The sequence below is a fragment of the Rhodanobacter caeni genome, from assembly GCF_039523575.1.
In the GTDB taxonomy this organism is placed as follows: Bacteria; Pseudomonadota; Gammaproteobacteria; order Xanthomonadales; family Rhodanobacteraceae; genus Rhodanobacter; species Rhodanobacter caeni.
On sequence record NZ_BAAAFO010000002.1, the window covers coordinates 39178 to 54479 of the forward strand.

The window sequence follows — 15302 nt, forward strand, 5'->3', positions numbered from 1 at the left end:
CCATCATGGCCAACGAACTCAAGACCGCTTCCGTCCTCGCCTTCGAGCGCAAGCTCGACCCTTCCGATGCTCTGCTGTCCGGCGGCAACTGGAGCGCACGCACCGAGTCGCAAAACTGGACGCCCATCACGCTGCGCGAAAAATCCGTGCGCGGCACCATCTCCAACCGCCTGAAAAGTGGTGCGCAAGACCCCGCCAAGCTGGACGCCGCCATCCAGAACCCCAACCTGCAAACCGTGGACGTGGCCACCCTGCCCGCCAATACCGACACGTTGAAGGTTCAGTTCACCCTGCGCGTGCTCGCCGGCACGGGCCAGCCCTCTGCCTGCAACGATGCCGCCTATCGGCAGAAACTGATGGCCACCGTGGCTGGCTACGTCCAGCAGAACGGTTTTGCCGAATTGGCCAACCGCTACGCCGCCAACCTCGCCAATGGCCGCTTCCTGTGGCGCAACCGCATTGGCGCCGAGCAGGTGGAAGTGACCGTGGCCCACATCGAGAACGGCCAGGCAAAAGCGAGTTGGACCTTCGACGCACTGGCCCATTCGCTGCTTGATCTCAAGGCGCCTTCCGCGGAAGCCAAGTCACTGTCCGAACTGGCGGCACTCATCGCCAATGGTCTCGCCGGCAATGGCCATGTGTTGCTGCAGGTCACCGCCTTCGTGCGCATCGGCGCCGGGCAGGAGGTGTTCCCCTCGCAGGAGCTGATCCTGGACCGCGGCCGCGGCGACAAAAGCAAGACGCTGTACGACGTCGATGGCGTGGCTGCCATCCACTCGCAAAAGATCGGCAACGCCCTGCGCACCATTGACACCTGGTATCCCGAAGCGGCCGCAAACGGCCCCATCGCCGTCGAGCCCTACGGCTCGGTCACCACCCAAGGCAAGGCATATCGTCAGCCCAAGGAAAAGACCGACTTCTACAATCTGCTCGACAACTGGGTCATCAAAGACAAGGTGCCAGAGTCGGAGCAACAACACTTCGTGATCGCGACCCTGATCCGCGGCGGCGTATTCGGCGAAGCGAACTGAGCCATGACCACGCATTACGTCGACATCAGGGTCATCCCCGATCCCGAATCGGGGCCCACCCAATTGCTGGGCGCACTGTACGACCGCCTGCACCTGGCCCTAGTACGGCAGCATCGGGACAGCATCGGCATCAGTTTTCCGGGTTACCACCTGAGCCCGCGCACGCTGGGTGTCACCTTGCGCCTGCACGGCAGCGAAACCGACTTGCGGCAACTTCTGGCCACCGATTGGCTGAAAGGCATGCGAGACCACGTCCGCATCGGCGAACTCGCCACCGCGCCCACCGACGCACCGCACCGCACCGTGCAACGCAAGCAGTTCAAAACCAGCGTCGAACGCTTGCGGCGTCGGCGCATGCGCCGCAAGGGCGAAACCGAAGAGGAGGCCAAAGCCGCCATTCCTTCCAGCATGGAACGTCGCCCCAACCTTCCCTACGTCCATCTGCACAGCCGCAGCACCGGGCAACCGTTCTGCCTGTTCATCGCCCTGGGCCCGCTCCAAACACTGCCCGTCCCCGGCCCGTTCAACAGTCATGGCCTCGGCGGTCCATCCACCGTGCCCTGGTTTTGACCCTTTTTTACTGCCGCTATAACCACGCAACAAAATCAACCGTTTACACGCCAGCTCCTCCATAGGTCGAGCTGGCTTTTTTTTGTGCTCCACGCCGGAACATCAGATACTTGCAAGCGCTTTCTTCTAGTTCGCTGCCGCGCAGGCAGCTCAGAAATTCTGCGCCCACTTGGCGATGGCCGGCGTATCGTTCGCTGCCGCGCAGGCAGCTCAGAAAATGCACTGACAACGCTGCTATTTGCAGTGTTGGTTCGCTGCCGCGCAGGCAGCTCAGAAAGTCACGCCCAGATCCCGCAACTGCGCGAACGTGTTCGCTGCCGCGCAGGCAGCTCAGAAACACCGGATCAGCACCGGGAATCGACACAACACGTTCGCTGCCGCGCAGGCAGCTCAGAAAGCGGGAGTTGCCGCTGCCATCGTCGTCTCGCTGTTCGCTGCCGCGCAGGCAGCTCAGAAATTTCGCGGATGCGCAAGGCTGGTGGCCACATGGTTCGCTGCCGCGCAGGCAGCTCAGAAAGCCGCCGCAAATCTGGGGCGGCTTGGGGACATGTTCGCTGCCGCGCAGGCAGCTCAGAAAAAGATCGCAGGCAAAGGCAAAACCCACGACATGTTCGCTGCCGCGCAGGCAGCTCAGAAATGTAGAGGTCTACACACTCTACACACGACAGCGTTCGCTGCCGCGCAGGCAGCTCAGAAAGACCGCGACATCAAGGCCACCACGGCTACGGTGTTCGCTGCCGCGCAGGCAGCTCAGAAAAGCAGCGGCCGCATCAACGTCAACGCGCCCATGTTCGCTGCCGCGCAGGCAGCTCAGAAAAAATCGGGCAAGCGGCGCGAGATACCCTTGAAGTTCGCTGCCGCGCAGGCAGCTCAGAAAAGCGGCAGGCTGGCGCCGTAGTCGACGGTTTGGTTCGCTGCCGCGCAGGCAGCTCAGAAAACCATCGCGTGCTGGTCGCAAGCGCAGGGCTGGTTCGCTGCCGCGCAGGCAGCTCAGAAAACGCGCAACGCTGACGAGAAGGCGTGGCTGGAGTTCGCTGCCGCGCAGGCAGCTCAGAAATGCGATCACGCCATATCAGCTACATCAAGACCGTTCGCTGCCGCGCAGGCAGCTCAGAAAATAGCCGCGGCGAAAGAGCTCAACCGCAAGGTGTTCGCTGCCGCGCAGGCAGCTCAGAAAACGTGTGGCAGCCGCCGGGGCTGGACCTGGCCGTTCGCTGCCGCGCAGGCAGCTCAGAAAGTTGACATCGACGGATTCGCTCGCTTCGAGGGGTTCGCTGCCGCGCAGGCAGCTCAGAAAGTGCGCCCGGTAACCGCGCTGTTGACCGGCTGGTTCGCTGCCGCGCAGGCAGCTCAGAAAATCCATTCGTTGCGGAACTCGGCGACGTTTTCGTTCGCTGCCGCGCAGGCAGCTCAGAAAGTGCTGGACCCGTTCGGCGGCAGCGGAACCACGTTCGCTGCCGCGCAGGCAGCTCAGAAACCCTGCCGGGCTGCCGAGCGACGACGACGACCGTTCGCTGCCGCGCAGGCAGCTCAGAAACGAAGTACGCGCCGCACAGTTGCTCAGCTTCGAGTTCGCTGCCGCGCAGGCAGCTCAGAAATGCCATTTCAGGTCGAAATCCAGACGCGCAGCGTTCGCTGCCGCGCAGGCAGCTCAGAAATGCCATTTCAGGTCGAAATCCAGACGCGCAGCGTTCGCTGCCGCGCAGGCAGCTCAGAAAAGGAAAGCGGCAGGGTTGTCGCGGTATTCCTCGTTCGCTGCCGCGCAGGCAGCTCAGAAAATGCACCGCGGCGTGACTGCCGTCAGCGCGGAGTTCGCTGCCGCGCAGGCAGCTCAGAAAGCACCGCGTCCAGCACCGAGCCCGGCACCGAAGTTCGCTGCCGCGCAGGCAGCTCAGAAAGATCCGTGGATGCGCGGCGAGGTGCCGAACCCGTTCGCTGCCGCGCAGGCAGCTCAGAAAAAGTGGGCGCGTCACGTCACCATGGTGGAGAAGTTCGCTGCCGCGCAGGCAGCTCAGAAATGAAAGGCCGGCATTTCGAGCGCGGGCATGCCGTTCGCTGCCGCGCAGGCAGCTCAGAAACACGATGGCCTGAACACCCCGTCATCGATGACGTTCGCTGCCGCGCAGGCAGCTCAGAAAAAAGACGAGCAGGCGGCGACTGACTACATCGCGTTCGCTGCCGCGCAGGCAGCTCAGAAAGCTCGCCACTCGACCACACCCACAGGATCAGCGTTCGCTGCCGCGCAGGCAGCTCAGAAAAAGCGCTGAGCGGATCCAGACGCATTGGATGAGTTCGCTGCCGCGCAGGCAGCTCAGAAAACCATTGGCGACCGCGCAGCGGCTGAGCTTTTGTTCGCTGCCGCGCAGGCAGCTCAGAAAACCGCGGCGTTGCCCGTGCCACTGACCCTGACGTTCGCTGCCGCGCAGGCAGCTCAGAAAACCCGTCAACCCGCTTTTCTGTGGCTTCGTCCGTTCGCTGCCGCGCAGGCAGCTCAGAAAAACAGATCCGCGACATGATCGACGGTCCACCCGTTCGCTGCCGCGCAGGCAGCTCAGAAATATCCGACATGGGCGCAAAGCGAGGTTGGCGAGTTCGCTGCCGCGCAGGCAGCTCAGAAATGCTCCGGCGATGTGGTGCTGTGCGGCGTGGTGTTCGCTGCCGCGCAGGCAGCTCAGAAATTGCAGCACATGACCAAGGCAAGCCCGCCTTTGTTCGCTGCCGCGCAGGCAGCTCAGAAAGATCACCCGTGGGTCATCAAGTGCGGGCGAGAGTTCGCTGCCGCGCAGGCAGCTCAGAAATTCGCGCGCGCGCAACCTTGGGCCCTACTACCGTTCGCTGCCGCGCAGGCAGCTCAGAAAACATCGGAGTTCAGCGAGTTCTATGCCTTCATGTTCGCTGCCGCGCAGGCAGCTCAGAAAATCTCGAACAGGTTTTGTGTCGCCGCATCCTCGTTCGCTGCCGCGCAGGCAGCTCAGAAAACCACGCTCGCATCCGGCGAGCTGACCGCATCGTTCGCTGCCGCGCAGGCAGCTCAGAAATGTACCGACTGGAGGCCGAAGTGACCACGCGGGTTCGCTGCCGCGCAGGCAGCTCAGAAATCCATGGCGCGCACGTAGACCCGTCCAGCGACGTTCGCTGCCGCGCAGGCAGCTCAGAAAGAGATCATCGCTTCGGCGTGGGGCAACAGCCGGTTCGCTGCCGCGCAGGCAGCTCAGAAAAGAGTGAGCGCACAAGACAACATCGACGCCGCGTTCGCTGCCGCGCAGGCAGCTCAGAAAATCCCCTGTTCGGCGACCATGCTCTGTTCAACGTTCGCTGCCGCGCAGGCAGCTCAGAAAATCACGCTGGCGATCGATTTGCCTGCCGGCACGTTCGCTGCCGCGCAGGCAGCTCAGAAAGTCCCGCGCCCGCGATCCTTTCCTCGCGTTCCGTTCGCTGCCGCGCAGGCAGCTCAGAAAATGATCAGCTTGCGGTAGGCGTCATCGGAGAGGTTCGCTGCCGCGCAGGCAGCTCAGAAACACGACCCCGAGTTCGAATGGGCGAAGGCCGAGTTCGCTGCCGCGCAGGCAGCTCAGAAATTGCCGTTGGCGTACAGCGCCGACCAGTTGGTGTTCGCTGCCGCGCAGGCAGCTCAGAAATGCTCGGCAGCGCGTGCTGCAGCTTCCTCGGCGTTCGCTGCCGCGCAGGCAGCTCAGAAAAGGGCAAGGCAGCTCGCGGCCCATCCGCTGTGGTTCGCTGCCGCGCAGGCAGCTCAGAAAGCCGTGGGGCGATCGCGCAGCAGGATGGCTGCGTTCGCTGCCGCGCAGGCAGCTCAGAAATGTAGTCGCTGTAGATTCCGGAATTAACCGCAGTTCGCTGCCGCGCAGGCAGCTCAGAAAAGACAAGGGATGCACGAGGCCGCCATCGGCATGTTCGCTGCCGCGCAGGCAGCTCAGAAAGTTGCCGATGTCGTGGCTCCCGCCGCCGTGGAGTTCGCTGCCGCGCAGGCAGCTCAGAAATTCTGGATGGCCGCGAGTTGGTTCTGCTTTTCGTTCGCTGCCGCGCAGGCAGCTCAGAAAAGGACAGCGTTTCCTGCAGGCCATTGGCCCACGTTCGCTGCCGCGCAGGCAGCTCAGAAAATGACGCAGATTCATCCATCCGTGGCTGGGCTGTTCGCTGCCGCGCAGGCAGCTCAGAAAACTGCGTGGGCGGTGGTGTCTGCGGCCGAGTAGTTCGCTGCCGCGCAGGCAGCTCAGAAATTCCTGGACGCTTGGCGTCGAGGCCATCTTTTGTTCGCTGCCGCGCAGGCAGCTCAGAAAGACCTGGCAGCGGCGGAAACGGTACGCGAACAGTTCGCTGCCGCGCAGGCAGCTCAGAAAATTGGCGCACTCCTTTTTGCGCCATTAGCTTTGTTCGCTGCCGCGCAGGCAGCTCAGAAAACTATGCACAAGTGACCACCGCAACCGGAATCGTTCGCTGCCGCGCAGGCAGCTCAGAAATTGAAGCCGCGCCACCCGCGCTCGCAGCACATGTTCGCTGCCGCGCAGGCAGCTCAGAAAAGCGCGATCACGGGGATTTCCAGATCGCGAGCGTTCGCTGCCGCGCAGGCAGCTCAGAAAGGTGCGGTGACGGACGACGGCAAGCGGCCCGTGTTCGCTGCCGCGCAGGCAGCTCAGAAAATCGGCGAACCCCTTATAAAGCGGGAAAATCGGTTCGCTGCCGCGCAGGCAGCTCAGAAAAAGCGTTGCCCTTATTGCCTTGGCCTGGTGCCGTTCGCTGCCGCGCAGGCAGCTCAGAAAGATACGGCGACCCCGGCTGCAATGTCGAGGTCGTTCGCTGCCGCGCAGGCAGCTCAGAAAAGCCTGTGCTGCACGTGGCCAGGCCGTCCTGGGTTCGCTGCCGCGCAGGCAGCTCAGAAATCGACGCCGCCCTGTCTCGCGCTCGCGAAGCCGTTCGCTGCCGCGCAGGCAGCTCAGAAAACATGGCGTCGACGTATGACCGCGCGAAGTACGTTCGCTGCCGCGCAGGCAGCTCAGAAATTCCTCGTCGTACTCGTAGTCCATTTCCGTCTTGTTCGCTGCCGCGCAGGCAGCTCAGAAAACCGCGGCGCGCACGTCACGCACCCCTTGGGCGTTCGCTGCCGCGCAGGCAGCTCAGAAAAGAAAGCCGGCGACAGCGGCCCGGCCATGAGCGTTCGCTGCCGCGCAGGCAGCTCAGAAAATCCCGCAGACCTTGTTCACGGCCTTTCTCGTGTTCGCTGCCGCGCAGGCAGCTCAGAAATGTCCGGCATCGACGCCACGACTCGGCTGCCGGTTCGCTGCCGCGCAGGCAGCTCAGAAATCGCCATGCTGCCGCACCCGCCCGTGCTGGTCGTTCGCTGCCGCGCAGGCAGCTCAGAAAACGCCGCGAGGCGCGTAGGTGACAGGAGGGTTTGTTCGCTGCCGCGCAGGCAGCTCAGAAACTATGCCGGCGCGGTGCCCGGCTATCACGTCATGTTCGCTGCCGCGCAGGCAGCTCAGAAACGAGACAGCGCATCCTGTACTTCTTTCGGCAAGTTCGCTGCCGCGCAGGCAGCTCAGAAAAACGACGTGAACAGGACGCGCTGGGAGTGGATGTTCGCTGCCGCGCAGGCAGCTCAGAAATGCATGAGGGCGCGCTGCTGATCGCCCGCACGGTTCGCTGCCGCGCAGGCAGCTCAGAAAACCCGAGCCACCCGAGCCGCTGCCACCGGGCAGTTCGCTGCCGCGCAGGCAGCTCAGAAAATCCCGGCGATGGCGAAAAAAGGAGACCGAGAGTTCGCTGCCGCGCAGGCAGCTCAGAAATGACGACGGCGACTACACCGAACATGGCGTGTGTTCGCTGCCGCGCAGGCAGCTCAGAAATACGTGATCAGCGAGGAAAGGCCGGCAGCAGCGTTCGCTGCCGCGCAGGCAGCTCAGAAAGTGCGGATGCCGAAGTCCGCGTTTGAAAAACTGTTCGCTGCCGCGCAGGCAGCTCAGAAAATCTACCGCCGCATGCACCGCGGCGAGTTCCCGTTCGCTGCCGCGCAGGCAGCTCAGAAATGAAAGCCGAGGCCATCAAATGGCGCGCCGCTGTTCGCTGCCGCGCAGGCAGCTCAGAAACTGCCATGAGCGGCGGCGGCGGCTCTACCGGTGTTCGCTGCCGCGCAGGCAGCTCAGAAAACGCTGACCGAGGCACGCTCGCCGCTCGCACCGTTCGCTGCCGCGCAGGCAGCTCAGAAAATGCAGGCCGGTCGTTTTTGTACAGCTCTAGCGTTCGCTGCCGCGCAGGCAGCTCAGAAAACCGTGCCGGCGAGTGCGCCGCCGCCGTCGGTGTTCGCTGCCGCGCAGGCAGCTCAGAAACTCCACGACCAGCAGGGAGGTCAGGCCGGCTTGTTCGCTGCCGCGCAGGCAGCTCAGAAACAGCTTGTGGCCCAGGTGAATGATAGATCCGCGTTCGCTGCCGCGCAGGCAGCTCAGAAATTGGGGTCAACTGCCACCGGCGCATTGCCGTATGTTCGCTGCCGCGCAGGCAGCTCAGAAATTACCGGCGACGAGCCGCACGCCGTACGTGTGGTTCGCTGCCGCGCAGGCAGCTCAGAAAAGGTCAGGCCCTGCAGCTGGAACTGGAACAGCGTTCGCTGCCGCGCAGGCAGCTCAGAAAACCGTAAGCATAACGGCACGGCCGCCCCTTCCGTTCGCTGCCGCGCAGGCAGCTCAGAAAACATGCCCCGTATCGCCAGCCGCATCACGCTGGTTCGCTGCCGCGCAGGCAGCTCAGAAATTCAATGCCACCGAGGCGGGCCTCGCCACCTTGTTCGCTGCCGCGCAGGCAGCTCAGAAAAAGGGCAAGCTGCAGGGCGACGATATCAAGCAGTTCGCTGCCGCGCAGGCAGCTCAGAAATTCACCCACTGTCCCGTGGCCTGATCGAAAACGTTCGCTGCCGCGCAGGCAGCTCAGAAAATCCCCGGTTTCACTGCCCGCGGCGGCTTTTGGTTCGCTGCCGCGCAGGCAGCTCAGAAATTGTCGATGCTGGTGGGCGCAGTGATTGGCCGGTTCGCTGCCGCGCAGGCAGCACAGAAAATCTGGAAGCCGGACAGCTGCCGGAAGTTCTGGTTCGCTGCCGCGCAGGCAGCTCAGAAAAGACGCATGAAGGCAAGCCGCAGAGCTACCACGTTCGCTGCCGCGCAGGCAGCTCAGAAATTCACCTTCAGCGATGTGACCGGCCTTGTCGGGTTCGCTGCCGCGCAGGCAGCTCAGAAATCTCCGAGTGTGGCTACCGATTGGGGCCACAAGTTCGCTGCCGCGCAGGCAGCTCAGAAAAGCAGCGTCAGCACTTCGGCAACGCGGTTGATGTTCGCTGCCGCGCAGGCAGCTCAGAAAACCTCACGGCAGGCTTCGGCGTAGTCGATGCCGTTCGCTGCCGCGCAGGCAGCTCAGAAAAGCGGGCACGCCGTAGGCGCGCCAAAGCCCGAGTTCGCTGCCGCGCAGGCAGCTCAGAAAACCGAGCTGGGCCTGCCGCGCACCACGGTGCAGTTCGCTGCCGCGCAGGCAGCTCAGAAAATACACGTCGCTTGCGACCCCTCGCAGATCGGGTTCGCTGCCGCGCAGGCAGCTCAGAAATTGCCATCGCCGCCTGTACCATCGCCCGACCCGTTCGCTGCCGCGCAGGCAGCTCAGAAAAGCACACGCACGTTCGCAGAAAGTTTGGCTGGGTTCGCTGCCGCGCAGGCAGCTCAGAAAATGTCGATGAGCTGATCCATGATGAGCTGATCGTTCGCTGCCGCGCAGGCAGCTCAGAAACTCGTTTCGCCTCGCCGGGTTAGCCGTCATCGTGTTCGCTGCCGCGCAGGCAGCTCAGAAAGTCCAGGGTGAACGTCTCGACGGTGGTTTCACGTTCGCTGCCGCGCAGGCAGCTCAGAAATGCTGAACGCCGCGAACGTCGCCGTCATCGTCGTTCGCTGCCGCGCAGGCAGCTCAGAAAAGTGAGCTGGACTACCCCCGCGGGTTTCCCGGGTTCGCTGCCGCGCAGGCAGCGCAGAAAGGAAAGACAAAGGGCGGGATTAACCCGCCCGAGTTCGCTGCCGCGCAGGCAGCTCAGAAAGTCGGCGGGCCGTAGTCCTGTCGCTGCCGTGTGTTCGCTGCCGCGCAGGCAGCTCAGAAAGCCCATCGGCGCGCCGGCAGCAGGCGGCGGGGTGAGTTCGCTGCCGCGCAGGCAGCTCAGAAATACCACCTGCGCCAGAGCAAGCCGCGCGTGCGGTTCGCTGCCGCGCAGGCAGCTCAGAAAAACGAATGACCATGGCGCACTGGCAGCCGCCCGTTCGCTGCCGCGCAGGCAGCTCAGAAAAGGTACAAGCCAACAAGCGCAATCTCTTCACTGTTCGCTGCCGCGCAGGCAGCTCAGAAAAATATTCGCAAGCTGAACCCGACGCACATTCAGTTCGCTGCCGCGCAGGCAGCTCAGAAATTGCCCCGCACACAGGATTTGCTCCCTGACAGGTTCGCTGCCGCGCAGGCAGCTCAGAAAAATTGAGAGGACGCGAAAGCGCGCCCCAAAGAGTTCGCTGCCGCGCAGGCAGCTCAGAAATCGACGCCGTACACGCTGCGAATCTCGCGCTTGTTCGCTGCCGCGCAGGCAGCTCGGAAAACAATGGGGGAGTTATGCGAAGGATTGTTTTGGTTCGCTGCCGCGCAGGCAGCTCAGAAAGTTCGACCTTTTCATAACAACCGTCCGGATCAGTTCGCTGCCGCGCAGGCAGCTCAGAAATGCAGGTCGATGTACTGCTGCAGCAGGAGCATGTTCGCTGCCGCGCAGGCAGCTCAGAAAGGTATGGGCAGCGCTGAACGCGCACGGCGTAGGTTCGCTGCCGCGCAGGCAGCTCAGAAATCAAGAGCGGCCAAAGGCACCGGACGGTCACGGTTCGCTGCCGCGCAGGCAGCTCAGAGAAGCAAATCGGCCAGTGCGTGGCGGGACATGGCTAGGGGGTTTCTGCCTAGACATCTCCGCATGACGGGGATTTCCAGCGAGCTTTTTTGTCCCTGCTACTGCCGCTTCGGCAACTCCGACACGCTCGCCTCGCCTTCCAGCAACGCCGGCGCCGGCCCGGCCACGGCCAGCAGCGACATCGCGTAGCCGTCCTCGATGCTGATGGTCGAGACTTCGTCCCAGGCGAAGAAGGAGGGTTCTCGCATCCACTCGGCGTCGGGGCTGAGTTCCTGCATGGTGAAGCCGTCTTCCTCGAGGCCGACGAGGCGGCCGATGTAGCAGACTTCGGCTTCGTCCTCGCTGTCGACGTGGACGCCGATGACGGGCGACTGGGCGCCGGCGGCCTGGACGACGTCGCGGATGGTGTCCAGCGGGAAGCCGCGGGGGAAGCGCGGCAGGATGTGTTTCAAGGCCAGGGCTTTTTCGAAGAAGACGTGGTGCTTGTCGGGGGCTTCGAGCTCGGTGATGTCGCGGTGACGCATGATGTACATGCCGTCGTAGGTGATGCCGTCGCCGACCACCCACAGCAGGAAGAACTCGCGACCGACGCCGCCCACGTAGCCGCAGAAGCTGCCGTGCTCCAGCTCGTCGCGCCAGAGGCGCACGAGGGTTTGCTTTTCGTGCGCTTCGCGCAGCTGGGCGCGCTGGCCGGTGCTCTTGAGTTCGATGATGTTGCTGTTCATGACGGTGATTTTAACAGAGCAGGCCAAACGGCTTGTTCAAAGGATGTAGCGGCTGAGATCCTCGTCCTTCGCCAGGTTTTCGAGGCTTTTGTCTACCTGTTCGGCGTCGATGCGGTAGTTTTCGCCGGACTTGTCCGCGGCCTCGTAGGAGATTTTCTCCAGCAGGCGCTCCATCACGGTGTGCAGGCGGCGGGCGCCGATGTTCTCGGTGCGCTCGTTGACCTGGAACGCCACCTCGGCCAGGCGGTCGATGCCGGAGTCGGTGAATTCCAGCCCCACGCCCTCGGTGCCGAGCAGCGCCACGTACTGCTTGGTGAGCGCGTTGTGCGGCTCGCGCAGAATGCGCTTGAAGTCGTCCACGCTGAGCGCCGACAGCTCCACCCGGATCGGCAATCGGCCCTGCAGCTCGGGGATCAGGTCGGACGGCTTGGCCAGCGAGAACGCGCCGGAAGCGATGAACAGCATGTGGTCGGTCTTGATCGGGCCGTACTTGGTGGAGACGGTGGAGCCTTCGACCAGCGGCAACAGGTCGCGCTGCACGCCTTCGCGGCTGACGCCCGAGTGGCCGTGGTCGGAGCGCTGCGCCACCTTGTCGATCTCGTCGATGAAGACGATGCCGTTCTGCTCGGCCGCCTCCACCGCCTGCGCGCGCACCTCCTCGTCGTTGAGCAGCTTGCCGGCCTCCTCGTCGATCAGCAGCGGGCGCGCGGTCTTGATCGGCAGCTTGCGGCTCTGGGTCTTGGCGCCGCCGAGGTTCTGGAACATCTGGCGCAACTGCGCGCCCATCTCCTCCATGCCCGGCGGCGACATGATTTCCACGCCCACGTTCATGGCGAAATCCAGCTCGATCTCGCGCTCGTCCAGCGCACCTTCGCGCAGCTGCTTGCGCAGTTTCTGGCGGGTGTCGCTGTCGATGGCGGGCGCCGGGTCCTGCGACCAGTCGGTGGGCGCCTGGCGACGCGGCAGCAGCGCATCGAGGATGCGATCCTCGGCGCGGTCCTCGGCCTGGGTGCGCACGCGCTTGACCGCCTGCTCGCGGGTGAGCTTGTAGGACACGTCGGCCAGGTCGCGGATGATCGACTCCACGTCTTTGCCCACGTAGCCGACCTCGGTGAACTTGGTGGCCTCCACCTTCACGAACGGCGCGTTGGCCAGCGTGGCCAGGCGCCGCGCGATCTCGGTCTTGCCCACGCCGGTGGGGCCGATCATCAGGATGTTTTTCGGCGTGACCTCGTTGCGCATGTCCGGCTCCAGCTGCATGCGCCGCCAGCGGCTGCGCAGCGCGATCGCCACGGCGCGCTTGGCGTCCTGCTGGCCGATGATGTAGCGGTCGAGTTCGTTGACGATTTCGCGGGGGGTCAATTCGGACATGAGTTCACCAGAAAGGTATGTCTTTGGCCGTCATCCCGGCGAAAGCCGGGATCCAGCGCCTGCAAGCCACCACGCTGGATCCCGGCTTTCGCCGGGATGACGAGAGGCGGGGCTTAAAGCTCTTCGATGGACGTGTTGTGGTTCGTGTAAATGCAGATGTCGCCGGCGATCTTCAGCGCCTTCTCGACGATGGTGCGGGCGTCGAGTTCGGTGTTTTCCAGCAGCGCCATCGCCGCGGATTGCGCGAACGGGCCGCCGGAGCCGATGGCGATGAGGCCGTGTTCGGGTTCCACCACGTCGCCGTTGCCGGAGATCAGCAGGGACGTCTCCTTGTCCGCCACCGCCAGCATCGCCTCGAGCTTGCCGAAGCGGCGGTCGGTACGCCATTCCTTGGCCATTTCCACCGCGGCGCGGGTGAGGTTGTTGTTGTGTTTTTCGAGCTTCTGCTCGAACAGTTCGAACAGGGTGAACGCGTCGGCGGTGGCACCGGCGAAACCGGCCACCACCTCGCCCGTCTTGCCCAGCCGGCGCACCTTGCGCGCGTTGCCTTTCATCACCGTATTGCCCAGCGTGACCTGGCCATCGCTGCCGATGACGACGCGCCCTTGGCGGCGAACGCAGACGATGGTGGTGGCGTGGAAGGATTCCATGGGGGCTCCGCAACTCATTGGCTTGGTTCGATGAGATGGGTTCCGTTGTGGGGTGGATCAAGAGCGACCCCTCCCCGGCCCTCCCCTGCGAGCAGGGGAGGGAGCGGAGCGTGGGGGTTTGTCGCCGGTGCATGCAGCGCCGAGGGCGGGAGGTGTTTGCGCCTGACGGCAGCGACGAACGTGACAGTTCGAAGGCACCGTAATCTCCTCTCCCCTCTGGGGAGAGGACACAGGTGAGGGGGCGGGGCTTGCGGGGAATTGAAGGAGCGGCTTTGCGGCGAGGTGGGCGGCTTCGTTGGGAGCTTTCCCGCGGCGTGTCCCCTCTCCCTGCCCTCTCCCCGGAGGGGAGAGGGATTACGGTTTCTTTCGGCTTTGAGGCGCGCGGTTACGGCTTGCGCTTCGCCCTTGGATGCGCCGCGTCGTACACCTTCGCCAGGTGCTGGAAATCCAGGTGCGTGTAGATCTGGGTGGTGGCGATGTCGGCGTGGCCGAGCAGCTCCTGCACGGCGCGCAGGTCGCCGGAGGATTCCAGCACGTGGCTGGCGAAGGTGTGGCGCAGCAGGTGCGGGTGCACGTGTTTGGGCAGGCCTTGCTGCAGGGCCAGCTTGTTCATGCGCAGTTGCACGGTGCGCGGGTTGATGGGGGCGCCGCCGCGGCCGCGGAAGATGGCGCCCTCCGGCGGCATGCCTTCGGCGGCGCCCAGCACACGCAAGGCGGCGATGGCTTGGCGGCCGACCGGCACCACGCGGGTCTTGCCGCCCTTGCCCAGCACGCGCACTTCGCCGCCGTCCAGGTCCAGGTCGATCCAGCGCAGGCCGCACAGCTCGGACAGGCGCAGGCCGCTGGAATAGAACAGCTCCAGCATGGCGCGGTCGCGCGCGGCCAGCTTGCCACCGCTGTCGGTTTCCACCAGCGCGCCAGCCTCGTCCACGTCCAGCACCTGCGGCAGCTTGCGGCGCACCTTGGGGCCGCGCACGCCGGCCAGCGGGTCATGCGCCAGCGCGCCTTCGCGGATCAGCTGGCGGAACAGGCTGCGGCAGGAGGACAGCAGGCGCTGCAGGCTTTTCGCGGCCAGGCCCGCGCGGTGTTCGGTGGCGATGAACGCGCGCATGCGGTTCGGGTCGAGCGCGGCGAACGTGGCCACGCCCTGGGCCTCCATGAAGCGCAGCAGCTTGGCCAGGTCGCGACGGTAGGCATCGACGGTGTGCGCCGAAGCCTGGCGCTCGCTGGCCAGGCGTTGCAGCCATGCGTCGACCTGGTCGGCTGGGGTCATTGCCGGCTCAGGCAACGTCCCGTGCGCGCGCCAGGGCGGCGGTGACGGTGGCGGCGATCATCTTCAGGAACAGCGTGCCCATGCCGGGCTGGAAGCGGTCCGGATCGCGGCTGCCGATGGCCAGCATGCCGGTGTGATCCAGCTGCATCACCGCGGCGGAATGCACGTGGTCGGCGTCATCGCCAAACAGCCGCTGCAGTTTCTGCGGCGACAGGCGGCCGGAGACGGGCTCGTGCTGCTGCAGGAAATCGGCGAATTCCGGCAGCTCGGCGCCGCCGCCGGGCACCAGCTGCAGCCACGGCGCGCGCGGCAGTTCCGGCTGGTTGCCGAACAGCAGCAGTTGCACCTGGTCGGTGTGGAAATCGGCGCTGAGCCTGGCCACCACGCTGCGCGCGGTGACTTCCACCGTGTTGGCGCGCAGCAGCGCCACGGTGAGCGCATGCACGCGCTCCATCAGCTTTTCGTTGTCGGCGGCGATGGCGATCAGGTCGGCCAGGCGCCGCTCCAGCTCCGCGTTCTTGTCGCGCAGGCTTTGCAGCTGATACATGGCCAGCGACGCCACCGAGCCCTTTTCGCGCGGCAAGGTGAGTTGCGCGGCCAGCTCGGGGTAGTCGCTGAGGAAGTGCGGATGGCTTTTCAGGTAGGCAGCCACCACGCGGCCCTGGGTGGCGTCGTCGAGCAGCGTTTCGGTCATGCGTGGTGATCCTCGGGGCACGGGTGAGGGCAGCGGCGATTCTCGATCACGGCAGGCCAGCGAAC

7 protein-coding genes and 1 CRISPR repeat array are annotated in these 15302 nt (G+C 64.6%); of the genes, 2 read left to right on the plus strand and 5 right to left on the minus strand.

Translation table 11 applies throughout. From position 1 onward, the window contains the following. Window positions 1–5 precede the first annotated feature (5 nt). Complete coding sequence (gene csy3 / locus ABD017_RS04785) at window positions 6–1031, plus strand: type I-F CRISPR-associated protein Csy3 (protein WP_343880736.1); 1026 nt, start codon at window positions 6–8, stop codon at window positions 1029–1031. 3 nt (window positions 1032–1034) lie between these two features. Further along, window positions 1035–1601 carry a type I-F CRISPR-associated endoribonuclease Cas6/Csy4 gene (cas6f, locus tag ABD017_RS04790; protein WP_343880738.1) on the plus strand — a complete coding sequence of 189 codons (567 nt, stop codon included), beginning with the start codon at window positions 1035–1037 and terminating at the stop codon, window positions 1599–1601. Window positions 1602–1730: 129 nt separating this feature from the next. Continuing rightward, a CRISPR array of direct repeats spans window positions 1731–10527; the repeat unit is 28 nt; unit sequence GTTCGCTGCCGCGCAGGCAGCTCAGAAA. 95 nt (window positions 10528–10622) lie between these two features. On the opposite strand, the gene ABD017_RS04795 is transcribed toward cas6f, so the two are convergent. From ABD017_RS04795 to ABD017_RS04815, 5 genes are all read right to left on the minus strand, one after another. Beyond that, complete coding sequence (locus tag ABD017_RS04795; RefSeq protein WP_343880740.1) at window positions 10623–11249, minus strand: hypothetical protein; 627 nt, start codon at window positions 11247–11249, stop codon at window positions 10623–10625. 36 nt (window positions 11250–11285) lie between these two features. Then, a complete protein-coding gene (gene hslU, locus ABD017_RS04800; protein ID WP_343880742.1) occupies window positions 11286–12620 on the minus strand; it encodes an ATP-dependent protease ATPase subunit HslU in 1335 nt (444 codons plus the stop codon). Between the two features lie 113 nt (window positions 12621–12733). Then, window positions 12734–13270 carry an ATP-dependent protease subunit HslV gene (gene hslV, locus ABD017_RS04805; RefSeq protein ID WP_343880744.1) on the minus strand — a complete coding sequence of 179 codons (537 nt, stop codon included), beginning with the start codon at window positions 13268–13270 and terminating at the stop codon, window positions 12734–12736. A gap of 385 nt (window positions 13271–13655) precedes the next feature. Beyond that, window positions 13656–14543 carry a tyrosine recombinase XerC gene (gene xerC, locus ABD017_RS04810; RefSeq protein ID WP_343880746.1) on the minus strand — a complete coding sequence of 296 codons (888 nt, stop codon included), beginning with the start codon at window positions 14541–14543 and terminating at the stop codon, window positions 13656–13658. Window positions 14544–14550: 7 nt separating this feature from the next. After that, window positions 14551–15237 carry a DUF484 family protein gene (locus ABD017_RS04815; RefSeq protein ID WP_343880748.1) on the minus strand — a complete coding sequence of 229 codons (687 nt, stop codon included), beginning with the start codon at window positions 15235–15237 and terminating at the stop codon, window positions 14551–14553. Window positions 15238–15302: the final 65 nt, after the last annotated feature.